The organism is Methylohalomonas lacus, assembly GCF_024808875.1.
Lineage (GTDB): Bacteria > Pseudomonadota > Gammaproteobacteria > Methylohalomonadales > Methylohalomonadaceae > Methylohalomonas > Methylohalomonas lacus.
Window position 1 is genome coordinate 21,374 of record NZ_JANUCT010000022.1, and the last position, 21,456, is coordinate 42,829.

22 protein-coding genes are annotated in these 21,456 nt (G+C 55.5%); 14 read left to right on the top strand and 8 right to left on the bottom strand.

Annotated elements, in window-relative coordinates:
• Nucleotides 1–9 precede the first annotated feature (9 nt).
• From J2T55_RS12110 to J2T55_RS12135, 6 genes are read left to right on the top strand one after another with little or no spacing between them, the layout of a single operon-like run.
• Complete coding sequence (locus tag J2T55_RS12110) at nt 10–1,215, top strand: type II secretion system F family protein (protein WP_259057329.1); 1,206 nt, start codon at nt 10–12, stop codon at nt 1,213–1,215.
• A gap of 46 nt (nt 1,216–1,261) precedes the next feature.
• Nucleotides 1,262–2,773 carry a hypothetical protein gene (locus J2T55_RS12115; protein ID WP_259057331.1) on the top strand — a complete coding sequence of 504 codons (1,512 nt, stop codon included), beginning with the start codon at nt 1,262–1,264 and terminating at the stop codon, nt 2,771–2,773.
• Entirely contained in the window at nt 2,763–3,383 is a 621-nt protein-coding gene (locus tag J2T55_RS12120; protein ID WP_259057333.1) for a hypothetical protein, read from the top strand. Before J2T55_RS12115 ends, J2T55_RS12120 begins: the two co-directional genes overlap by 11 nt.
• Complete coding sequence (locus J2T55_RS12125; protein WP_259057335.1) at nt 3,383–3,853, top strand: hypothetical protein; 471 nt, start codon at nt 3,383–3,385, stop codon at nt 3,851–3,853. The genes J2T55_RS12120 and J2T55_RS12125 overlap by 1 nt, the downstream gene beginning before the upstream one ends.
• 2 nt (nt 3,854–3,855) lie before the next feature.
• Nucleotides 3,856–5,694 carry a hypothetical protein gene (locus tag J2T55_RS12130; protein ID WP_259057337.1) on the top strand — a complete coding sequence of 613 codons (1,839 nt, stop codon included), beginning with the start codon at nt 3,856–3,858 and terminating at the stop codon, nt 5,692–5,694.
• A gap of 31 nt (nt 5,695–5,725) precedes the next feature.
• On the top strand, nt 5,726–6,385 hold the full coding sequence (locus J2T55_RS12135; protein WP_259057338.1) for a prepilin-type N-terminal cleavage/methylation domain-containing protein: 660 nt from the start codon (nt 5,726–5,728) through the stop codon (nt 6,383–6,385).
• 3 nt (nt 6,386–6,388) lie between these two features.
• Here the strand turns inward: J2T55_RS12135 and J2T55_RS12140 are convergent, their stop codons facing one another.
• Nucleotides 6,389–8,068 carry an ATP-binding protein gene (locus J2T55_RS12140; RefSeq protein WP_259057339.1) on the bottom strand — a complete coding sequence of 560 codons (1,680 nt, stop codon included), beginning with the start codon at nt 8,066–8,068 and terminating at the stop codon, nt 6,389–6,391.
• 42 nt (nt 8,069–8,110) lie between these two features.
• On the opposite strand from J2T55_RS12140, the gene J2T55_RS12145 reads away from it, so the two are divergent.
• Both J2T55_RS12145 and J2T55_RS12150 read left to right on the top strand, forming a co-directional pair.
• Nucleotides 8,111–8,887, top strand: coding sequence for a hypothetical protein (locus J2T55_RS12145; RefSeq protein ID WP_259057341.1), 777 nt, complete (start codon nt 8,111–8,113; stop codon nt 8,885–8,887).
• On the top strand, nt 8,887–9,612 hold the full coding sequence (locus J2T55_RS12150; RefSeq protein ID WP_259057342.1) for a hypothetical protein: 726 nt from the start codon (nt 8,887–8,889) through the stop codon (nt 9,610–9,612). Before J2T55_RS12145 ends, J2T55_RS12150 begins: the two co-directional genes overlap by 1 nt.
• Before the next feature lie 49 nt (nt 9,613–9,661).
• Here J2T55_RS12150 and J2T55_RS12155 read toward each other — a convergent pair whose 3' ends face one another.
• Entirely contained in the window at nt 9,662–10,846 is a 1,185-nt protein-coding gene (locus tag J2T55_RS12155) for an adenylate/guanylate cyclase domain-containing protein (protein ID WP_259057344.1), read from the bottom strand.
• A 351-nt stretch (nt 10,847–11,197) separates the two neighbouring features.
• On the opposite strand from J2T55_RS12155, the gene J2T55_RS12160 reads away from it, so the two are divergent.
• Complete coding sequence (locus J2T55_RS12160) at nt 11,198–11,905, top strand: prepilin-type N-terminal cleavage/methylation domain-containing protein (protein WP_259057345.1); 708 nt, start codon at nt 11,198–11,200, stop codon at nt 11,903–11,905.
• Between the two features lie 137 nt (nt 11,906–12,042).
• Complete coding sequence (locus J2T55_RS12165) at nt 12,043–12,774, top strand: ABC transporter ATP-binding protein (protein WP_259057346.1); 732 nt, start codon at nt 12,043–12,045, stop codon at nt 12,772–12,774.
• Nucleotides 12,775–12,968: 194 nt separating this feature from the next.
• Here J2T55_RS12165 and J2T55_RS12170 read toward each other — a convergent pair whose 3' ends face one another.
• The 3 genes from J2T55_RS12170 to J2T55_RS12180 are packed head-to-tail and all read right to left on the bottom strand — an operon-like array spanning nt 12,969 to nt 14,505.
• Nucleotides 12,969–13,868: a DMT family transporter gene (locus tag J2T55_RS12170; protein ID WP_259057348.1), complete on the bottom strand. Its 900-nt coding sequence runs from the start codon at nt 13,866–13,868 to the stop codon at nt 12,969–12,971.
• Nucleotides 13,865–14,320, bottom strand: a complete 456-nt coding sequence (locus tag J2T55_RS12175; RefSeq protein WP_259057350.1) for a putative molybdenum carrier protein — start codon at nt 14,318–14,320, stop codon at nt 13,865–13,867. Before J2T55_RS12175 ends, J2T55_RS12170 begins: the two co-directional genes overlap by 4 nt.
• Nucleotides 14,317–14,505, bottom strand: a complete 189-nt coding sequence (locus J2T55_RS12180; RefSeq protein ID WP_259057352.1) for a hypothetical protein — start codon at nt 14,503–14,505, stop codon at nt 14,317–14,319. The genes J2T55_RS12175 and J2T55_RS12180 overlap by 4 nt, the downstream gene beginning before the upstream one ends.
• Here J2T55_RS12180 and J2T55_RS12185 point away from each other — a divergent pair.
• Entirely contained in the window at nt 14,489–15,076 is a 588-nt protein-coding gene (locus J2T55_RS12185; protein WP_259057354.1) for a DUF4124 domain-containing protein, read from the top strand. The genes J2T55_RS12180 and J2T55_RS12185 overlap by 17 nt on opposite strands.
• Before the next feature lie 5 nt (nt 15,077–15,081).
• Here J2T55_RS12185 and J2T55_RS12190 read toward each other — a convergent pair whose 3' ends face one another.
• The 3 genes from J2T55_RS12190 to hspQ form a co-directional block, all read right to left on the bottom strand.
• A complete protein-coding gene (locus J2T55_RS12190; RefSeq protein ID WP_259057364.1) occupies nt 15,082–16,494 on the bottom strand; it encodes a serine/threonine-protein kinase in 1,413 nt (470 codons plus the stop codon).
• Between the two features lie 141 nt (nt 16,495–16,635).
• Nucleotides 16,636–17,106 carry a tellurite resistance TerB family protein gene (locus J2T55_RS12195; RefSeq protein ID WP_259057366.1) on the bottom strand — a complete coding sequence of 157 codons (471 nt, stop codon included), beginning with the start codon at nt 17,104–17,106 and terminating at the stop codon, nt 16,636–16,638.
• A gap of 6 nt (nt 17,107–17,112) precedes the next feature.
• Complete coding sequence (gene hspQ, locus J2T55_RS12200) at nt 17,113–17,424, bottom strand: heat shock protein HspQ (RefSeq protein WP_259057382.1); 312 nt, start codon at nt 17,422–17,424, stop codon at nt 17,113–17,115.
• Between the two features lie 86 nt (nt 17,425–17,510).
• On the opposite strand from hspQ, the gene J2T55_RS12205 reads away from it, so the two are divergent.
• The 3 genes from J2T55_RS12205 to gshA all read left to right on the top strand — a co-directional run bounded on the left by J2T55_RS12205 (nt 17,511) and on the right by gshA (nt 21,092).
• Nucleotides 17,511–18,896: an adenosylmethionine--8-amino-7-oxononanoate transaminase gene (locus J2T55_RS12205; RefSeq protein WP_259057367.1), complete on the top strand. Its 1,386-nt coding sequence runs from the start codon at nt 17,511–17,513 to the stop codon at nt 18,894–18,896.
• 30 nt (nt 18,897–18,926) lie between these two features.
• A complete protein-coding gene (locus tag J2T55_RS12210; protein ID WP_259057369.1) occupies nt 18,927–19,664 on the top strand; it encodes a 16S rRNA (uracil(1498)-N(3))-methyltransferase in 738 nt (245 codons plus the stop codon).
• 105 nt (nt 19,665–19,769) lie between these two features.
• Nucleotides 19,770–21,092 carry a glutamate--cysteine ligase gene (gshA, locus tag J2T55_RS12215; protein WP_259057373.1) on the top strand — a complete coding sequence of 441 codons (1,323 nt, stop codon included), beginning with the start codon at nt 19,770–19,772 and terminating at the stop codon, nt 21,090–21,092.
• Nucleotides 21,093–21,456: the final 364 nt, after the last annotated feature.

Here is a 21,456-nt window from a genome sequence, read left to right on the forward strand (position 1 = left end):
ATATCTTTCATGGCTACCTTCCAATATAAAGCAATGGATGGCCAGGGCCGTTTTCATAACGGTCGTATGGAGGCAGTCAATAGTGCCGATCTGGAAGGCCGCCTCGGCAAGATGGGCCTGGACCTGGTTAATTTTCGCGACATCAGCAAGCAGGCGCGCCGGCGTGCCGGCTATGGCGTCAAGCGTCGCGACCTGATCGTGTTTTGTTTCCATATGGAACAGACCGCCCGTTCCGGCGTGCCCATGCTCGAGAGTCTTCAGGACCTGCGTGACAGCGTGGACAACCCCCGCTTCAGAGAAGTTATTTCGTCGATGATGGAATCCATCGAGGGCGGCAAGACATTATCCCAGGCCATGCAGGATTTTCCCGCAGTCTTTTCCTCTGTATTTGCAAACCTGGTCAAGGCCGGCGAGCAAAGCGGCGAAATGAGTGAGGTGTTCCGTAGCTTGTCAGAAAACTTGAAATGGCAGGATGAACAGGCTTCCTATGTAAAAAAACTTCTAATGTACCCGGCCTTTGTCGCCACGGTTGTTATATCGGTGGTGTTTTTCCTGATGAGTTACCTGGTCCCGGAACTGCTCAGGTTTATCCAGACCATGGGCCAGGAGTTACCGATGCATACCAGGGTGCTTATTGCCGTTTCCGGTGTGTTCAGCCAGTACTGGTATATCATTCTGGGTCTACCGATTATCGCCGCGATCGCAATCGGTTTTGCCGTGCAGAGCAATCCCAGGGCGCGATATCAATACGATCGTATAAAATTGAAACTCCCCATCATAGGGCCGATTTATGAAAAAATAATTCTGACCCGCTTGATCAATTTCTTCGCCATGATGTATTCGGCCGGAATCAGCATCATAGATTGTTTGCGCACCAGCGAAGCGATAGCCGGCAACAAGGTGCTTGAAGAGACTATGCATACAGTCGGCCAGTCCATTGCAGATGGCCATAGTCTCAGTGAAAGCTTCGCCATGACAAATACCTTCCCACCACTCGTTCTTAGGATGATTCGGGTTGGTGAGAATACCGGTGCACTGGAAAGCTCTCTGCTTAATGTCAGCTATTTCTATACACGTGATGTGCGTGAATCGATTGAAAAACTACAGTCTATGGTAGAACCCGGCATGACAATCGTGCTTGGTTCCATTATCGCCTGGGTGATGTTCTCCGTGCTTGGTCCAATTTATGATCTCATCACTAAAGTCCAGATTTGACCTGCTCCAGCGTCGGGCGCTATTTATCACGGCGGGACGTGCGCGTGTGTATCACTGGAATGGCGGTTCCCTGGACGGTATCTATACCTTCGATACATCCGAGCAGGGACTGAGCCTTTTTGAAGAGTATTTGAATGAGAACGCTGCTGATCCTGTCTATTTGCTGACTGATGTCGCCGAGGAAGAATTCCGCCTGGACTCCATCCCCCATGTCATGGGGGGTGACAGGAAGGCACTGCTGAACAGAAAGAAGGCAAAGCTGTTTCGAAATATCAGATATAGCTATTGCGAGGTTCAGGGACGTGAGACGGAAGGCCGGCGCGATGATCGGGTCGTGTTTTCCGCGCTGACTGACGATGAATTCCTACGCCCGTGGCTCAGACGTCTCGAGGCCAGAAAGGTGCCCGTTGCCGGTATCTATTCAGTTGCCCTGCTGTCAAAACAGCTTCTGAAATCACTCGGCTATGGTGCCGGGCCGGCCTTGATCGTATCTCTACAGCGTAATGCGGGACTGCGTGAGTCGTTTTTCCAGAATGGTGACTTCAAATTCAGCCGACTCGTGCGCCTGCCGCGCTATGGCACCGAGTCCTATGCACCGGTCATAGCCGATGAAATGGAAAAGATGCTGCGCTACCTTCGCAGCATGCGCCAGATTAACCATGATTCACTGGTCCAGGTCTATCTGCTGGCGGACGAGAAGTTGCATGCTGAGCTTGAGCCGGCCTGCAGAGACAAGGTTGGCGTCAGCTATAATCAGATCACGCTACGGGATATTGCCGGAAAACTTGGCCTGAAAGCAGATTTTGTCGATCCCTTTTCTGAATCGGTATTTGTATATCTTCTACTGAAAAACCGCAGTGGCAATATATACGCCGGTGAGCAGGAAACACGCTACTTTACGCTGAGGCGTCTGCGACATTGCCTGCTCGGCTCAAGCCTTTTTCTCTTGCTGGGCAGTTTCATCTGGAGTGGTCTGGCGTTTATAGAAGGGGTGACACTGAAGCAGGAGACCGTCAGTGCCCGGGCCAAGACAGAATTTTATGGTGAGCGATATGATATGGCGCGCGAGCGACTGCCGAATATTCCGGTGGAGCCGGAAGACCTGAAAACGGCGGTTCAGGTTGTTGAAGGCATGGCAGATTACAAGGCTTCGCCCTTGCCATTGATGCGGACACTAAGTCGCAGTATGGATGAGTTTCCCGATATCCAGATTGATGCCATAAAATGGCTGGCGAGCATGGATCCGAATGCCGATCCGGCTGGCAATGCGAGCCGAGAAGCGTCTGCATTAAGCGCGAACAGTGACTATATTTATTACCAGGTGGCACGGGTAAGCGGCTCCCTGGCGCCTTTTGATGGTAGCTATCGACGTGCCATTGAACTGGTTAACCGGCTGGCTGAGGATATCCGTACGCAACCTGGTGTTTACGATGTCAAGATACTGACTCTACCGCTGGATGTCAGCCCCGAGGCAAGGTTGCAGGGGACAGGAGATATGGTCCGCGGGGAAGCCGGGTTTTCACTAAAAATCGTCCAGGGAATCACCGATGAAACGTGAAAATATAGACTGGTCCGTTCTGCGTGGTGCCTTGACGATTTTTCTTATTGTGCTTGCGCTATCAGTCGCCATTGGCATATCAGCCTACTCTTTCAATCTTGCGATGGAACGCGAGTATCGCAGTGCCCAGGCCGAATTTAGCCGGATAACTGATCGCTATCTCAAGGTTGACGAACAGGAAATCCTTATACGGGATTACTATCCCCGCTTTGTCGATCTTTACCAGCAGGGTGTAGTTGGCGGAGAGCGAAGGCTGGACTGGCTCGAATCCCTTCAGCAGGTCACAGACAACCTGAAAATACCCGGGCTACGTTATGAAATCGAATCACAGCAGCAAAGCCGAAACCAATGGCCAATCAATACAGGCAAGTTTCAAATCTACAGCAGTAATATGAAAATAAGCCTCGAAATGCCTCACGAAGTCGATTTGCTGCGTCTATTCGACAGGTTGGAACAGAGAAAAGCGGGTTTTTTCTCGGCATCTGACTGCGAGCTGAGCCGGCGCTCGCCTGAGATCGACCTGTCACCAACAACAACCAATGTGAGTGCCAGCTGTAATATAATGTGGTATAGCCTGAAATTGAGTAATGGCGAAGAGATAAAAATCTGATGTCGACGCGTCTGATCTATTGCCCGCTCATGATTCTGCTATTAACGCTGGCAGGAACATTGCAAGCCCGTGAAGATGACTATTTCGGCCGTCTGTTCACATCTCCGGAGCAACGGGACAGGATTGATACTATCCGTTATGCGACAGAACCGGAGCCTGAAGAGATAGCCGTCATAGAGCCAGAACCTGAGCCAGAACAGCAGGAAATCCCGCCCAATATCAGTCTGCGGGGGATGATCCGTGGCGGCGACGGCGAACCCGTCTACTGGATCAACGACTCTAACAGCATGCAGGCGGATTTCATGCAGGACAGCATAACGGTCCTGCCCGGCAATGAGGGCAGCCGCGAGATCCTGATCCGTCTGCCCGATGACCGGATCATCCCCCTGCAGGTAGGCGAGAGCTATATCCCAGATTCAGAGAAAACTCCACAGACGGAATTGCAGCGCGTGGAAACACGCAACCGTTAGCCATGTGCCGAGGAACTGCCGCCCGTCAGAGAGGTGCCGCATTACTGGCACTGATACTCCTGATTGTCGCCGGTTCGGCCTGGATGCTGCTTGAGAATCTCAATGCCACCGCTATCCAGAACCAGCGAGATGAACATGATGCCCGTGTCCTCGCTGAAGCCAAGGACGCACTGATAGCGTACGCTCTAACGCACAGTGATATTAATTCAGCTGGCGAATTCGGCTTTTTGCCGTGTCCGGATACAGGTGTTGATGCATTGGATGAGGGAATATCACACTGGCATTGTGGTATGGGGGATGAAAAGTACAAAAATGTATTAGGTAAGCTACCATGGAAAAGTCTGGGTACGCAGACTCTCAGGGATTCCTCAGGAGAATGCCTTTGGTACTTAGTTTCTGGACAATATAAAAATGGCGCAAAACAGGGAGATCTACTTAATTCAGATACGAATGGAAGCTTCGAAATCTATTCCAGCAGTGATGGAGATCTAATTGTCGGTGCGGGCCCGGACGATAAATACGAAAATAGACCAGTCGCGGTCATTATTGCACCAGGTGAACCAGTAGGCGAACAGAACCGCACCGAAACGGATCCGGACGACACGCCAGAGTGCGGAGGGAATTACGATCCGGAAAATTATCTGGACGATTGGAGCTTCGGTAGTGATCCTGGGGATGTCGAGAATTTTTCAGTTGCTGCCGAGGATGATATCGACATCCTTGTTTCTGGTGGCAAGTCGAATAAAGAAATAATCAATGACAAGTTGGTAATAATAACCAAGGGAGATATCTGGCAAGCTGTAAACAAACGGAAAGATATTGATTATCAGGACCATCCTGATGCCGCTGAATTCAAGCGTCTAACAGCCTGGGTGTCGGGCTGTTTAGCAGAATACGCAGAAGAGACCGGCAGCGATCCGGCAAATAATAGTCTTCCATATCCAGCCGCGCCCAATCTAATCAACGATATTGATATAAGAGATTATCGCGATAATGCTTTATATCGTTCAATCGATCCCGCTGCTTTGGATGATTACTATGTAGATTCCTATTCGAATGCACCACTCTTCGGCCGTTTACCATATGATATAAAAAACAGCTCTGATATCAAGCAGATGTCGATGTCTGATAATAGTTATATAGGAAATTGTGATTTAAGTGATTCCGACCTGGTAGAAGATGAGGTAAAGGAAGGTAATGAAAAGTACAGAAAAATGTGGCAGAACTGGAAAGATCATTTCTTCTATATGGTAGCTGATCTGTATTCACCGAAAAGCACATGGGAAAGAGTCCCTGACCCTGACAATGCGATGACCGATTTCTGTGATTCGCTGCCCAGAGCTGACTGGCCTTTATGGTGGAACGATTTTCTAGAGGGTTATTGTGACTATTATTTTGATAATAATCCATCGGCAACGATTCCGCGCACATGTGGATCGGAGAATTGCATAAGTGTTGATGATAATTCAGGACCCTATTTTGCTGCTGTAATTGTTTTCTCGGGCAAACCCCACAAATACGGTAGCTGTAATATTGATCCGGATGGTGTTGGTCTGTATGTAGCACAGCGAAGATACAATATCAGTTATGATTTGGAAAAATCGGAAAGCAACGATGACAGAAGACGTGTATGCAATTATCTCGAAGTCCCTAATCTACCGATTCTGGTCAATTGGCAGAACGAACGTATAACCTATTTAGATACAATCGGAGATGATTCAATTGTTCTGCAGACTCCAGCTGTCCTATACGATGAGGAACATAATGATATTTTTTATTGTCTGCATGCATCTCCGGAGCCCGGTGTTACAAGAATAACAGACATAACCGAGTGTTTCTGATTGGCTAAGAAAAATGTACGGACTTAAGGTTATGAGTAATAAGGGATTTACCTTGGTAGAACTTGCCATGGTTCTGCTGATTATCGGCCTTTTGCTAGGTGGTTTATTGATGCCGTTAGCCACTCAGGTAGAGCAGCGCGATCGGAGGCTGGTGGGAGAACAGCTAGAGGATATTAAACGGGCTCTGCTGGGATATGCTGTAATAAATGGCAATTTCCCCTGTCCATCTATTGTGACGGATCCCGATGATGATGATTATGGGCTTCCTGTTGACCCCAGTGAAGATGAATGTGCTGACGACGGGTTGTTGCCATGGAAGGTGCTTGGCGTGCGAGAGAAGGATCCCTGGGGTAGTTATTGGCGATATAGGGTAGATACTAATTTCGTTGACACATTCAATCTGGGTACTGTACCTGGGGATGGCTTGGGAGTATTCAGGGTTATTGATGGAGATGAAAAGCGACTGACTGCGGCGAATGATGAGTTCAGACCAGTTGTCGTATTTTATTCACAGGGTCCTGATATGGAATCGAATGGCCTTAATACACATGGATCCGATCCAGATCATGCCAAATTTCAGGGAGGAGAACCTGTCCAGGGACAGTTTGATGATTTAACAGACTGGCTAACACGGCCAATTTTGCTTGAGGTTATGCTGTCATCACGCGTACTACCATCGACGGGCATCTAATTACTATATACCTCGGGATAATTGAAACTCCACCCTGCCTTTCTCGTTGTATGTAAGTGACAATTCATAGCCAAGGCCTTTGGCCAGTTCAGCAACCTGCAGCAGGCCAACACCCAATCCGCTGGCCGAGTTCAGTGGCTGTTTAAATAGTCGCAAGGCTATATCATCAGGTATCGGTGCTCCATTGTCCCTGACAGACAGTCTGGTGGTCTTGCTGTCGATGCGCAACTCTGCGGTTATTAGGGTGTCAGGATCAGAATCTGATTTCTGCTTGGCATTATCGATCAGGTTTTCCATCGCACTGTCGAATAGTTCACGCGGCAATGGTTTATCAAGATCCATATGAGCTGTGAATGCTATCGGATGATGGCCATATTTTATCTGCGCCTCTTTCCACCATTCGGTCGCGTTGATATAAGTGATTGTGTCCGTATTGGTATTCTGGAGTTTATCAAGCGCTGATTCCAGACGATGCGTTAAAACGGGCAGCTGCTTTTTCAGCAAGTCCTGGGTGGCATCGGATTTTCTAGCACCCTCATCGGTTATCAAAGAAGTTATATTGTGAAATGATTGCAGTATGTTCTTGATATCATGGGTAAGGCGGGCCCCTGTTTCATAAATGGCTTGCATGTGCGCCTGACGGGCCAGTTCGCGCTCCTGCAATTTGGCCGTGTAGAAATGATCGATAATCTGGACCAGGAGCCTGAAATGCAGTGATAGTGTGGCACCTATATTGCGGCTGGTCATGATTGTTACATGCAGATGCTCTGAATCAATTCTCACCGGGTTTCTGGTCTCTATGCCATAGCGGCCTTCCAGATCGTCCGTATGCCAGCTTACACCGTCTATCATCGGTAGTGTCAGAAGCTTGCTTGTTGCCTGTTCGAGAAATGATTCGGGCGTATAGGTCTCGCCCTTGAGCGTTGCTATATCGCGAATCCAGCGCTCGAAGGGGGTGCCTATATTTAATAGTGACTGAGTCCATAGCTCGGCCAGGCCGCTGAAACCGGTGCGGGGTGATAACAGCCAACTGATCAGCAGGATTAATACACCAATGAACAGGAAGGTTTTAACCAGTGCCGTGCCATAGTCCTGGTCGGTTATGGGGTGGCTATTAATGATACTGCCGAGAAGCAATAAACTGGCAAGCAATGCTGTTGTTATGGCACCGAACAGATCGACCTGTAGACCGGTCTTTTTGTCAGGACGCGCATCGCCGGGCATTAGCAATATCAACAGTGGCAAGAAGAACAGGCCACTGTTGATTAGAGAAATGAACAGGGGATCAAGTCTTATTGGAAACAGCTGTGAAGCACCGCTGATCAGTAATTCGATAAATAGAAAGAACAGGATTACCAGGTTGATGTTGCGCTCCTGGTTGGTCTGCGGCAGTCTGCCCCCTGTCAGGCCGATCAGCAGTATCAGCCAGCCGCTGAGAAGCCACCAGTCGAGCCAGACGAGGAAGCCGCCCATCAGAACGATAAACAACAGGATGTTCTGCCAGTTCAGTCGCTGACTGCCGCGCCAGATGGGCTGCCATATCAGGAACAGGCCGACGTGAGCCAGAATCAGCGAACGCGCTATGGGCGAATCGAGTCCGGTCGCGATAGCCGCATGTAGCGTCAACAACAGCAGAGTGCTGACCAGACGCTGGCTGAAATTCTGCGTTAGAATAGTCTTCAAGAAACTGGCCCGGGGGTTCGGTTTATTATCAGGTTCTGGCTTATGGACACATTACTCAGAATTGTAGTCATTGCGCAACAGGGGCTGAAGGAGGCCTGGTACAGTCGTTTCTATAGCCTGCTGTGCCTGGTCATTGTCCTGTGTGCAGGTCTGGGCCTGTTTGCTGGCGAACTGGTCCTGTCTGGTGCCGACGGTACCCGCCTGAGTGTCTATAACTTCATCCTGCGACTGGCCCTGGTTGGCGTGTTTGCCATTCATGTTATACAGAGTCTGCTACGCGACCGTATAGACAAGCAGACCGAGGTAATGCTGTCGCTGGATATGCCGCGTGAGATTTACGTGCTCGGTCGCCTGCTGGGTTTTCTGGCGGTATCGTTGATTGCTGTCCTCGTCGCCATCCTGTATCCGCTATGGTTCAGCAGTCCGCTCACGGTGGCTGGTTGGGGCCTGAGCCTGTACACGGAACTGGCGATGATCATCTGCCTGGCAGGCTTCGTTACAATCAGCCTCAATAATGCCGCAGCCTGCTTCAGCCTGGTCGCCGGCCTGTATTTTCTGGCTCGCAACATGGGCAATCTGCTGCTGCTGAGTCAAAGCCCCATCCTGGAAGGTCGCGATTCCGGACTGGACTGGATGACCGCTGTTTTGCAGGCGATCAACACGGTTCTGCCCGATCTGTGGCGCTTTGCCCCGTCGGAATGGCTTATCAACAATACAGCGGACTTGTCGGCAGTGGGCATGAACATGCTGACAGCGGCTATTTTCTGCCTGTTGCTGTTTGCAGCCACGGGCTTCGATTTGCATCGCAAGAACCTTTGATGGTGCTGCTCCGCCGCCACTCCCCGTATCGTCAACGGCCGCTGACGGCGGTGCCGGGCTACCTGGTTGGGCTATTGTTACTGCTGCTGTTGCTGCAGGTTGGAACAGGCCTCTACCGGCAGCCTCCCGAGGCCCGCGTTGAGGCATTGCCGGCAGTACCGGCAATGTCCTATCTCCAGGTATTGAGTTTTGGCGATCCGGCGTTTCTTTCGCGCCTGCTCGTACTCTGGTTGCAGACCCATGACTATCAGCAGGGTGTCAGTCTTTCCTACCGGGAGATTGATTACACGCGGCTGGCCGGGTGGCTGGCGGCAAGCCTGAAGCTGGATCCGGGCCACGACTATCCCCTGCTTCTGGCCAGCCGGGTATACGCCATGGTGGACGATGCCGATCGTCAGCGGGTCATGCTGGGTTTTGTCGCCGAGCGGTTCAGGGAGCGGCCGGTTGACCGCTGGCGCTGGCTGGCCCATGCGGTTTATGTCGCCAAGCACCGGCTGAAGGACGAACCGCTTGCACTTGAGTACGCCCGCCTGCTGGCTGATGAAACACGACCGGGTGAAATAGCGGGTTGGGCGCGCCAGATGCAGATATTCATACTGGCGGACATGGGCGAGGTCGAAGCGGCCAAGGTGCTGTTGGGCGGCTTGCTGGAAAGCGGGGAAATGACGGATTCGGGCGAATACCGCTATCTGCTACAGCGTCTGGAGGACCAGGCGCAGGAGTAGTGCGGGTTAGCAAGTCCTGTCACAGGTTGTCAGCCAACCTGTAACGTTCTCAGTCGAAGAGCCTGTCAATCCGCTCGATCATTCCCCGGTAATACTCGTCATCCGGCTTCAATTTGAGCAGCTCGCTGAACTGTTCGTGGGCCTGCAGGTAATGGCCTTTAATGTAGAGTTCAATCGCCCTGTCATGCATACCCAGCCAGGCGTCGTCACCATTGGCGGTAGATGCGCCCTTGAACAGTGGCTGATAAATATTCGCCGGCTTTTGCTTGCCACGCAGGACAAGGCGGTCAAGCTGGCGAAAGGTATAATCCGGACTCGATTGCACGACATGAGCGCTGGTAATAATGGGCACCCGGTATTCACGCGTGAGGCGCTCGAGGCGCGAGGCAACGTTGACCGCATCACCAATGACCGTGTAACTGGCCCGCTTGGACGAACCGATATTACCCACGTTCATGTCACCGCGATTGATACCGATGCACAGATCCAGTGTGGGCCAGTCCCGTTCGGCGAAATCCCGGCTCAATTCGGCGACAGCTTCCTGCATGGCAAATGCGGCATCGAGTGCCTTGCTGCTCTGGTCATGCTGTACAAGCGGTGCGCCCCAGAACGCCATGACCGAGTCGCCGATGTATTTGTCTATCGTGGCGTCATGATCCAGCAGGATGCTGCTCATGACATCAAAATGGCGATTGAGCAGCCGGGTGAGCTCCATAGGCTCCAGTTGCTCGGCGACACGGGTGAAGTTGACCAGGTCCGCAAACAGCACTGTCAGCTCACGCGACTCACCCTCGAGGGAAAAACTGTCCGGTTCGCGACACAGCTGGCGCACAACCTCGACCGGCACATAGTGACTGAAGGTGTCGATAATCTGCTGGCGCTGGTGTGAGTAGGCGTAGTAACTGATCAGGACATTGATCACGAACAGTATCAGAATGATGAGCAGGTAATACTCCATCGGTAGGACACCGGGCTGCAAAACACCAGTGTAGCTGAGATAAACTGGCGGCACGGTACAGCCCAGCGTCAGCAGCGAGGCGGGTAATGGCTCAAGTTGCGGCAGAGAGAAACTGAGCAGCAGGCCGATGGTGGCAAGCAGTAGAAAGTCCACTGTCAGTACGAGACCGCCCAGGACCGGCCAGGCGGCACTGAAGGCGGGTAACGACGCGGTGCCCGGCTCGATACGGAACACGCCCGCCGCATGACCGAGAAACAGCAGACAGACGAACAACACAAATGCAATCCTTGGCAACAGGCGGTTCATCGGAAATGGTCCTGTAGGCGCAGAAAGCCACCATGCCTAAGGACGGTGCTTTCAGTGCGGAAATATGGTTGATGCCCCCGAAGTCAATTATAGTGCCACCACAACCGACACGCGAATGTTATTGATTTCATTGGGTATGATGAAAATCTGTCGCCAGCGTCGAGTTTTCGTCAGTTGCTGTCGGAATACGGTCATTTCGGCCGTTGATCCGTCCGGGGCGCTGAAAGATATAGCCATGAAAACAATGAGTTAAAAACATGGCACAGCTTTTGTATGATAACTTATCAGCCACAATTTCAAGCAGGATGTCAGGAAGCAACCATGAATAAAGCAAAGCAATCCGGTTTTACGCTCGTAGAAATTGCCATCGTCCTGGTCATTATCGGACTGTTGCTCGGCGGTATCCTCAAGGGCCAGGAGCTTATCAACAGCGCCCGCGTGCGTAACATGGCCGACCAGAATTCGGCGATTCAGGCTGCTTACTTTGGTTTTATTGACAGGTATCGCCAAGTACCTGGTGATATGTGTAACCAGGATGCTGTTGATGCGATTGGTCAGGATATTAACACTACCGATACCGCGACGTGTGGCAATGGCCGGCTTGATAGTGGCGTATTAGAGGAAGCAGCGGGGGTCTGGGAGCATCTCTCGAAGGCAGGATTCATGACAGGTAATTATCAGGGACTTGATGGAGGAAACTATCAGTCACCTACGGCAGCTCCGGTTAATGCTTTTAATGGCTATGTGTTACTTGGCCGGATAGAGAATGCTGCTTATCAAGGCGATGGTAGTGAGCGTCTGGGCTACGTATTTGGTCAGCAAACACCGGTGAATATAATGCGGGAGTTGGATGTAAAACTGGATGATGGCCGTCCCGCAACAGGTGTCTTACGCATGACATTAAGCGATGGCAATTATTCGCCTATGACAGACAGTGATGATGCTAACTGTATAGATACAGATGCGGATCCTGATATTTGGGATATCAATACGAACTCTCAGGATTGCAATGGTGTATACCTCTATTAGATTTATTGAGTGGTGACAACAAGAAGGAGCTTTCTCCTCTTAAACTGGCAACTCCAGTTGTTCAGGCCCGCTAAAAGCGGGCCTTTCTTTTTTGTGCGGTACTTTTCTGACGGGCGTAAATCTGCAATGCTCTAGCCATGTCCGCAAAACCGCTTGTCATTCGTGATTTATACAAGGCCTATCGCGTTGGCCAACCCGTTCTCGATGGTCTCTCGCTCACTGTCGATAGTGGCGACGCGCTGGCGCTGGTGGGTATCAACGGCGCCGGCAAGACGACACTGATCAAGTCGATACTCGACTTCGTCAGCATCGACTGCGGCAATATCGAAATCTTTTCCGAATCCCACGCGCGGCACCAGGCCCGGGCCCGCATTGCCTTCCTGCCGGAGCGCTTCCAGCCGCCCTACTACCTGACCGGCGAAGGTTTCCTGCGCATGATGGCGCGGCTTTACCGGGCGTCCTATAGCGAGAGCGGGATCGCCGCGACCATGCAGGCCCTGGATCTACCCGCCAGTGCGCTGTCGCAGCCAGTGCGCGAGTATTCCAAGGGCATGGCGCAGAAGCTGGGACTGATCGCCTGCCTGCACAGCCAGCGCTCGCTGTTGATCATGGATGAGCCGATGAGCGGTCTCGATCCTAAAGCCCGGCACGCTTTCAAGCAGCTGCTGCGGGAACTGCCTGGAGAGGGTCGGACACTGTTCTTCAGTACTCATCTGCTCGCCGACGTCGAGGCCGTCTGCAATAAAATGGCGATATTGCACGATGGCCGGCTGCATTTTGTCGGTTCACCGACGGAGTGTTGCCGGCAATTCGGGACCGAGGAACTGGAAAATGCCTATATGCAATGCATTGGTGCGCAGGTTGCTTAATCGGTTAATTGGTGACTGGTTATAGGTGATAGGCAAGGCCCCAACTTCTGTGGGAGCGGATCACAATCCGCGAGATCATTTGCGCATGTTTCGCCGACTGAAGTCGGCTCCTACGGAACTGGTTAATTGGTTATTGATGTTGAATCTTTTCTTGATACTGAAACAGTGCCGGTCACGCTTTTTTCAATCACCAATCACCCAATCGGCTGGCCGTAATAAATACAGAAAATGCCCAGCACCATCAGCCCACCGGCGACGAGATGCTGCGGCAGATGGCGTTCGCTGAACAGCCAGGCGCCGTAGAGCATGCCGAACAGCAGGCTGGTACGCTTGACCGTTATCATGTAGGCGGTTTCGACGCGATCCAGCGCCAGGAAATGCGTGATCACCATGATGGCCATCAATGCGGCCAGTAGCAGACCGGCACCGGGACGGCGTAGACAACCGCGCAGGCTTGCTGGCTTCCAGAGCCAGGCCAGAATGAGACTGCCGAGGCCCAGCAGCACGTAATAGAACGCCGCAAAAAACAGTGGCGGCGCCTGATTCATCGCCGCCTTGCCGAGCACGGCGGTGATACTGTAAAGCGCTGCGACCACCAGCATGAGCTGCGAACCGCGATTGCTGAACGCCGCCCGAAACGGTTCCAGCAACCTGGGGCCGCTACCGTCGGCGGTGACCGAGTCCAGGTTCAGCAGATAGCCGCCGGCCACCACCAGCAGTATGCCTGTCAGCCCCAGGCCTGTGACACGTTCACCGAGGAAGACAAAGGCACACACGGTAATGATGACCGGGGTGAAGCTCAGGTACGGCAGCGTCAGCGCCAGCGGGTAGTCGCGGATTGCCTTCATGTACAGGAGCATGGCCAGGATTTCACACGGCAGCATGGCAGCGAGAATGAGCAGGAATTCCGGCGTGAATTCCGGTGTATCGACAAACAGCAGGATCGGCGCAAGCAGCAATCCGGACAGCGTGAACCGCAGCAGCACGATTTCCATGGCCCGGTAGCCGCCCAGAAAGCGCTTGGTCAGGGCATCCGCCGAGGCGACGGCGATCGCGCAGAGCAGCGCCAGGCTGAGCCAGTCGACGTGCATCATGACTGCAGCAGTTCCAGCAGGTAGTCCAGCGTCTGCCGATAGATTGCGGGCTGCTTGCTGGCGCGTGGTCCGGCGATGTTCAGGGTACGGATGCGGTTTTGCGACAACCATTGCCTTGCCGTCTCGACAGGCGGCTCTGACATCAGGTCGACGATCAACAGTGGTTTTTCATGGCGCCCGGCATACTGGGCAGTGGCCGCCGTGCCGCCTTCTACTTCGCCACGCGTCAGTATCAACGTGGCATCGCTGTCACGCACATTCCATTCGGTACGCTGCAGGTAGTCGCTTGACGGAGTTTCCCGGAGTCGGTACTGGGTAGCGATGATACCGTCCTCGGCGCGGCGGCCTTGTGGACACCAGCCGCCATGGGTGATATCCAGGCTGAGCGCGGCGTCCAGCGCTGCCCGGTCGACGCCCGTCTGGCCACCGGAGACGATCTTGTCTACAGTCATGACAGCAAGTCGCTATGCTGGTTGGCGACGGCCGCTGCAGGATGCTTTTTGCGGTTAATGGTTATAATATCCATCGGTAAAAGTGTTGCGGACTTGTCGGAACGGTAAAAACGGCAGGTTACAATCGTCAGAATGGAATCGGTCATGATGCGTTCAGGAATTGTTCTTTTGTTGTTACTGGTCATGGTGCCTGCCTCGGCACGCATGTACCAGTGGAGTGATCCTGACAGTGGCCGGACACACTTCTCCGGTGAGCCACCGGCCTGGTACCGCAGCGATGCCAATGGACCGCGCGTATTTGTCTTTGATCGCGGTCAGTTGGTCGATGATACCGGTGTTTCGGTGAATGCGGAAAGACGCCGCGCGCTACGCCAGCAGGCGCTTGTGAAAGCTGCGGACGATCAGGAAGCGGCCCGTCGGCGGGCTGAAGAGTCGGCGGCGCTGCAGGCGGAGTTTGCAGCCGGCAATACTGCCTTGCCACCGCTGCTGCCGCAGGCAGCAGCGGAACCTGCTGCGGAGGCCGGTATGATCGAGGCGGCGCCGGAAGAAATACAGCTGACAGAAGAACAGGTCAACGAACTGCGCGACCTCGTCGCTGACTGGGAAGCGCGCAACGAAGCAGCCAATCAACAGCAGGTTCAGGGTGTGATCGAACCCGGTTCGTCGCCGCCTGCAACCGATGCGGACACGCCGTCCACACCACCGATAAGCCGTGAGGAATTGCTGCGCTACCTGGACAGCCAGGCGGCCGAATGACGGTATCAGGAGAGACCGAACAGATCTCTGATGGCGTCCAGGAACCCGGCCTCGGATTCCTGCTTGAGCAGCGACTGCAGCGACTGCAGGGTGCGGTTATCCGGTTCGATCTTGAGGCCGAGCTCAATGTAGGTTCGCGTTTTTTCTGTTTCGCCGCGCGCCAGCGTCTGCTCGGCGAGTATGGCATAGCGGTCGGCAATGTTGCTGATGCCGCGTTGTGCCTGCGCGTTGTCCGGATCGATCTCAAGCAGTTTGTTGAAATAATAGTAGGCGTTGTCCCGGGGCGGATAAGTCAGCTTGAATTCTTCCAGGCTTTGCCGACCAAGCCAGGCGAGTGCGCGCATGACCTCTTCACGGTTGGGGCCGGCATCGTCTGCACCGGCCACCACTGTTCTGTTCGGCTCGTCAGCATTGTTGCTGCCTGGCGCCTGTTCCAGCACTGAACGGGTCGTTGCCGCTATTGTCTGGTCGGGCGGCTCGTTCAGTCGGGCATTGACGTACAGCACGGTTGCAAAAAAAGCAGCCGCTAGAAACAGCAGAACGCCTAATACCTGGATGACACGACGACGTGCGCCGGGTGCGTGTTTGTCAGCCGGGGCTTGCACGGTAGCGTTGATGCGTGCCTGGCGCCGGTCGCGCAATGCCTGGATAGATTCGAGCAATGCATCGCAGTCGGCAAACCGGGCATCGACCGGCTTCGCCATCATGCCGTTCACCAGCGGCTGAAAATCGGCCAGTTCTTCCGGCAAGGTCGGTACCGGTGCCTGCTTGTGCTGGATGACGATGTCGATTACCGAACTGAACGTATACGGTTTGCTGCCGGTGAGCATTTCGAATAGCACACAGCCAAGGCTGTAGATGTCCGTGCGGCCGTCAACCGGGTAACCGTCGGCCTGTTCCGGGCTGACGTAATTCGGACTGCCAAGGAACATGCCAGTCGTGGTCAGTTCGCTGTCGAGCGTGGTCTGTTTGGCGATGCCGAAGTCCGTGATTAGTGGTGTACCGTCGGCACGGAACAGGATATTGGCCGGTTTGATATCGCGATGGATGATGTCATGGGCATGTGCTGCGCGCAGGCCACGGGCCAGTTGCTCCAGGTAGGCCAGGGCCGTATCCGCGGACAGCCCCTGCTTGATGCGCTGCTTGAGATCGCCGCCCTGGACGTATTCCATCGAGATGTAGAGATCGTCACCGGCGATGCCGATGTCATAGATGGTGATGATGTTGGGATGATTCAGTGCGGCGACGATGCGACCCTCGGCCAGGAAGCGTTCGACCAGGTCACTGTTCTGGACGCTGCGGGTGTCGAGTACCTTGAGCACAACCTCGCGGCCGAGCGATTCCTGCACGGCAAGATAGGCCGTGGCCATGCCGCCCCTGCCTATCGCTTCCCTGATCGAGTAACCCGGAATATCCATCGGTCGATACCGGCCCCCCAGCTCGTCATATCGTCATTATGGAACTGTGTCTGCCCGCCTGGCAGGCCTTGTATCATACACGATCGGTAGCGGTGCGAGGCCGCCCGGCAAAGGGCCGGGCCCGGCTGTCATCGGCGTCTACTAGCGGGCCTGACGATCCTCTTCCGCGGCCAGCTTGACGCGAATGTAGTCGGAATGCGCGACGTACAGCAGATCGGCAATCTTGCGGATGAAATGCTCTTCGTACTTGTTGATTTCGTTGTCCGTGAAAGCCACGCTCCAGAGTAACCGCACGATTTCGATCTTTTCTTCATATTCGAGACCGTCATTCAGCTGGCGGGTAAACTCGTACAGCGAGACCGATTGTTCCACCCGGTCATCGGCCAGCCTGACCAGCCGCTCGGTTTCCTGGTCGGACAGCGCGTAGCGCTGCGCCACGGCGTCGACAATATGCCGGCGCTCGGCGTCGTCGAAGTCGGCATCGGCGCGGGCAATCTCGATTGCCAGCGCCGCCGTGGCAATGCCGAGCTCGTGCTGGCTGTCGCCGTTGTTGCCGGCGCTGCCGTCGACCGCAAACTGCTCGTCGATGAACTTCTTCAGCGAAGCGAGCATGAGGAACTAGTTGACCGGGCCCTGGAGCTGGTACTTGCCCTGTTCGAAGGACTGGAAGAAGCTGTCCACCATCGGGTGCTTGACCGGGGTCTGTTCGGCATCGTCCTCGAGATGGCGTTCGGCGACGTAGGTTTCATGCGAGGCGCCGTCCACCAGGACGCGATACCAGGGCTGGTCCTTGGGCGGCCGTGACTCGGCGACCTGTTCGTACCACTCGTCGCTGCCCATGAAAACCGGATCGATGTCGACGATGACGCCGCGATAGTCGAACAGCCGGTGATGGATGAGCTGGCCGATGGAGAATCGTGCTTCGGTGATTTCTGGCTGAGTAATTTCCACGTTGTCCTGTCGCGTTAAAATGTCTGGGTTATCATAACAAATCCGCGTCCCCTACTGGTTCGACCATGACCAACAACTTTGTTCACGTTCCGCCCGCCCCGACCGCGCCCGATGAGCTGATCCGCCGCGACCTGGCGCGGGTCTGGCACCCCTGCACGCAGATGAAGGACCACGAGCAGTGGCCGCCGGTTGCCATCGCCCGCGGTGACGGCGTCTGGCTTGAGGATACCGCCGGCAAGCGCTACCTCGACGCGGTCAGCTCCTGGTGGGTCAACCTGTTCGGCCACGCCAACCCGCACATCAACGCCGCGATCGCCGAGCAGCTGGACAACATCGAGCACGTCATGCTCGCCGGCTTCACCCACCCCAGCGTGGTGACCCTGTCCGAGCGCCTGGCGGCGATCACGCCGGGGGACCTGAGTCGCTGCTTCTATGCCGACAACGGTTCCAGCGCCGTCGAGGTGGCGCTGAAGATGAGTTTCCACTACTGGCGCAACGTCGGCCGGCCGGAGAAGACCCGCTTCGCCAGCCTGGCCAACGGCTACCACGGCGAGACCCTGGGCGCGCTGGCGGTCAGCGACGTGCCGCTGTACAAGCAGACCTACGGCCCGTTGCTGCTGGATACGCTGCAGGCGCCGTCGCCGGACTGCTTCCAGCGCGAGCCCGGCGAGTCCTGGGAAAGCTACACGCGGCGCCAGTTCGAGCCCATGCGCCAGTTGCTGGAACAGCACGCGCACGAGCTCGCCGGGGTCATTCTCGAACCGCTGGTGCAGTGTGCCGGCCACATGCGCATGTACCATCCGGTTTACCTGGAGCTGCTGCGCGAGGCCTGCGATGAATACGAGGTCCACCTGATCGCCGACGAGATCGCGGTCGGCTTCGGCCGCACCGGCACGATGTTCGCCTGCGAGCAGGCCGATATCACGCCGGACTTCATGTGCCTGTCCAAGGGGCTGACCGGTGGCTACCTGCCGCTGTCGGTGACTCTGACCAACGAGCGCATCTACCAGGCGTTCTACGACGACTACGAGAACATGACCGCGTTCCTGCACTCGCACAGCTACTGCGGCAATCCGCTCGGCTGCAGCGCCGCGCTGGCCACCCTGGACCTGTTCGAGCAGTCGCCGGTGCTGGACGACAACCGCGAGCTGGCGCGGGTCATGGCCGCGGCCGCCGCACCGCTGGCCGATCATCCACACGTCGGCGAGGTACGCCAGCACGGCATGGTGCTGGCCATCGAGATGGTCCGCGACAAGGCCGCGCGCGAGCCCTATCCCTGGCAGGAACGCCGCGGCCTGATCGTCTACCGCCACGCCATGGCGCAGGGCATCTTCATGCGCCCGCTGGGCAACGTCATCTACCTGATGCCGCCGTACGTCATTACCGCCGAGCAGATCCGCTGGGTGCTGGGCGTGGCCGCCGAGGGTATCGACCTGGCCACGCGCGACTGAACCCCTGCCAGGCCGGCAGCAGTAACGCCCATGAGAGAAATCCGTATCCACGTTGACGCGCCGCTGGTGCCGGACAGTGAACTGACGCTGCCGCCGGACGCTGCGCGCCACGTCGCCCGCGTGCTGCGTCTGAAGGCCGGCCAGTCGCTGACCCTGTTCAACGGCCGCGGTGGCGAGTACGCCGCGACCATAGTTGACGTGGCCAGACGCGAGGTGCGCGTGCAGGTGGACGCGCACGATCCGGTCGAGCGCGAAAGCCCGCTGGCCATCACGCTGGTGCAGGCGGTGTCGCGCGGCAAGCACATGGATTACACCCTGCAGAAGGCGGTCGAGCTGGGCGTGCAACGCATCGTGCCGGTACTGTCCGAACACGGCCAGGTGCGTCTCGATGACCAGCGGACGCAGAACAAGCAGTCGCACTGGCACGGCATTATTGTCTCCGCCTGCGAGCAAAGTGGCCGCAACCGGCTGCCGGAACTGCAGGCGCCGTGTCCGTTCGACGATTGGCTGGCGGCCGCGGCCGATACGGATGCATCGCGACTGTTACTGGAACCGCTGTCCGATCGGCGTCTGCGCGGCCTGCCGACGCCGACGGCTGGTATCGTGCTGGTGTCCGGCCCGGAGGGTGGCTTCAGTCCGGCCGAGCGCGATGCCGCCCTGGCCGCCGGCTGCAACGGTATCGGCCTGGGACCGCGTGTGCTGCGCACCGAGACTGCCGCACCGGCGGCCATCATGGCCTGTCAGGCCCTGTGGGGCGACCTCGGCTAGCAAACTGTACGTCCATGCACTGGTAAGAAAATGTTCGCCTGCCGGATAACGTGAACTGCTAAAATATCATTCCGCTCAAAGGGCCATTAACCTGGCGAAAAAACTATGTCGACACAACCGGCCTATCCCGTTCCGCACCTGACCACCGCGCTGACCGGACCGCTGCACAAGATTGAAACCCACCTGCTCGAGCATCAGGCCGAGATCGAATCCTGGTTCCGCAAACACTGGCTGGCCGAGCGGCCACCGTTCTATTGCTCGGTCGATCTGCGTAATGCCGGTTACAAGCTGGCGCCGATTGACACCAACCTGTTCCCGGCCGGGTTCAACAACCTCAACCCGGCGTTTGAATCGCTGTGCATCCAGGCGTTACAGGCGGCGATCGAACATTACCAGCAACCGATCGATCGCATCCTGATCGTCCCCGAAAACCACACCCGCAACATGTTCTATCTCGAGCATGTAGCGGTGCTGAAAGGACTGCTGGAGAAGGCCGGCTTCGAGGTGCGCATCGGCTCGATGATCGAGGACCTGGCCGAACCCATGACGATCGAACTGGAATCCGGCAAGTCGCTTGTACTGGAACCGCTGCAGCGTGCCGGCAAACGCGTGCACGTCGGTGACTACGATCCCGAGTTCGTGCTGCTGAACAATGATCTGTCAGCCGGTCGGCCGGCCATACTCGATGGTCTCGACCAGATCGTCACGCCGCCGATCGCGCTGGGCTGGAGCAGCCGCTCGAAGTCGGCGCATTTCAAGCATTATCGCGAAGTCGCCACCGAGTTCTGCGAATTGATCGGCCTCGATCCCTGGTTACTGGTACCGGCCTACCGCAACTGCGGCGAGATTGATTTCATGAACCGTGCCGGCGAAGCTTGCCTGAACAAAAACGTGGCCATCCTATTGGAGGAGATCCAGGCGAAGTACGACGAGTACGGCGTTCCCTGTCAGCCGTTCGTCATGATCAAGGCCGATGCCGGCACCTATGGCATGGGTGTGATGACTGTCACCAGTGCCGACCAGGTCGGTGAACTGAACCGCAAGCAGCGCACGCGCATGGCGACTACCAAGGAAGGCCAGAAGGTGACCCGCGTGATCATCCAGGAAGGCGTCTACACGCATGAAACCTGGGGCGATGAACAAACGGTCGCCGAACCGGTGGTGTACATGGTTGACCATCATGTCGTCGGCGGTTTTTACCGTGTGCATAACGCCCGCAGCAGCAGTGAGAATCTGAACTCGCCGGGCATGCGTTTCGAACGTCTCGCCTTTGCTGACTGCTGCATCTCACCGGACAAGGCCCAGGCCCCGGACGCACATCCGAACCGCTTCTATGCCTACGGCGTGGTCGCCCGCCTGGCCCTGCTCGCCGCCGCGCGCGAGATCGCCGATTGTTGCCCGGACCAGTCGGTGGCACGTGCTGGGTGATGTTGGTGATTGGTGACGGGTAAATGGTGATTGGCAATCTCCGACTCCCTGTGGAGCGAATTGCAATCCGCGAACCCGCCGGCGCATGTTTCGCCGACTGAAGTCGGTTCCTGCGGGCAGGGTGGTCACTGGTGAATAGTGACCGGTGATTGGCAGGCGCGGCGACTTCACCGCGAACAGCGCTGGCTAACGCGTTAATTTGTTAATGGGTTATTGGTGTTCAATTTTGTCCTTGACACTGAAACAGCACCGGCCACGCTTTTTAATCAGGCGGTCTCTAGTTCCTAGCGCAACACGATGATAATAATGATGCCATTATTGAGGAGTCGTGTTGCATGTCAAAGAGTTATCAACGCATGAATCT

Excerpts from the sequence above, each read along its gene's own strand:
- J2T55_RS12110 (WP_259057329.1), top strand. The coding sequence starts at position 10 with ATGGCTACCTTCCAATATAAAGCAATGGATGGCCAGGGCCGTTTTCAT.
- J2T55_RS12120 (WP_259057333.1), top strand. The coding sequence starts at position 2,763 with ATGAAACGTGAAAATATAGACTGGTCCGTTCTGCGTGGTGCCTTGACG.
- J2T55_RS12125 (WP_259057335.1), top strand. The coding sequence starts at position 3,383 with ATGTCGACGCGTCTGATCTATTGCCCGCTCATGATTCTGCTATTAACG.
- J2T55_RS12130 (WP_259057337.1), top strand. The coding sequence starts at position 3,856 with ATGTGCCGAGGAACTGCCGCCCGTCAGAGAGGTGCCGCATTACTGGCA.
- J2T55_RS12135 (WP_259057338.1), top strand. The coding sequence starts at position 5,726 with ATGAGTAATAAGGGATTTACCTTGGTAGAACTTGCCATGGTTCTGCTG.
- J2T55_RS12145 (WP_259057341.1), top strand. The coding sequence starts at position 8,111 with ATGGACACATTACTCAGAATTGTAGTCATTGCGCAACAGGGGCTGAAG.
- J2T55_RS12150 (WP_259057342.1), top strand. The coding sequence starts at position 8,887 with ATGGTGCTGCTCCGCCGCCACTCCCCGTATCGTCAACGGCCGCTGACG.
- J2T55_RS12160 (WP_259057345.1), top strand. The coding sequence starts at position 11,198 with ATGAATAAAGCAAAGCAATCCGGTTTTACGCTCGTAGAAATTGCCATC.
- J2T55_RS12165 (WP_259057346.1), top strand. The coding sequence starts at position 12,043 with ATGTCCGCAAAACCGCTTGTCATTCGTGATTTATACAAGGCCTATCGC.
- J2T55_RS12170 (WP_259057348.1), bottom strand. The coding sequence starts at position 13,868 with ATGATGCACGTCGACTGGCTCAGCCTGGCGCTGCTCTGCGCGATCGCC.
- J2T55_RS12175 (WP_259057350.1), bottom strand. The coding sequence starts at position 14,320 with ATGACTGTAGACAAGATCGTCTCCGGTGGCCAGACGGGCGTCGACCGG.
- J2T55_RS12180 (WP_259057352.1), bottom strand. The coding sequence starts at position 14,505 with ATGACCAGTAACAACAAAAGAACAATTCCTGAACGCATCATGACCGAT.
- J2T55_RS12190 (WP_259057364.1), bottom strand. The coding sequence starts at position 16,494 with ATGGATATTCCGGGTTACTCGATCAGGGAAGCGATAGGCAGGGGCGGC.
- J2T55_RS12195 (WP_259057366.1), bottom strand. The coding sequence starts at position 17,106 with ATGCTCGCTTCGCTGAAGAAGTTCATCGACGAGCAGTTTGCGGTCGAC.
- J2T55_RS12205 (WP_259057367.1), top strand. The coding sequence starts at position 17,511 with ATGACCAACAACTTTGTTCACGTTCCGCCCGCCCCGACCGCGCCCGAT.
- J2T55_RS12210 (WP_259057369.1), top strand. The coding sequence starts at position 18,927 with ATGAGAGAAATCCGTATCCACGTTGACGCGCCGCTGGTGCCGGACAGT.
- gshA (WP_259057373.1), top strand. The coding sequence starts at position 19,770 with ATGTCGACACAACCGGCCTATCCCGTTCCGCACCTGACCACCGCGCTG.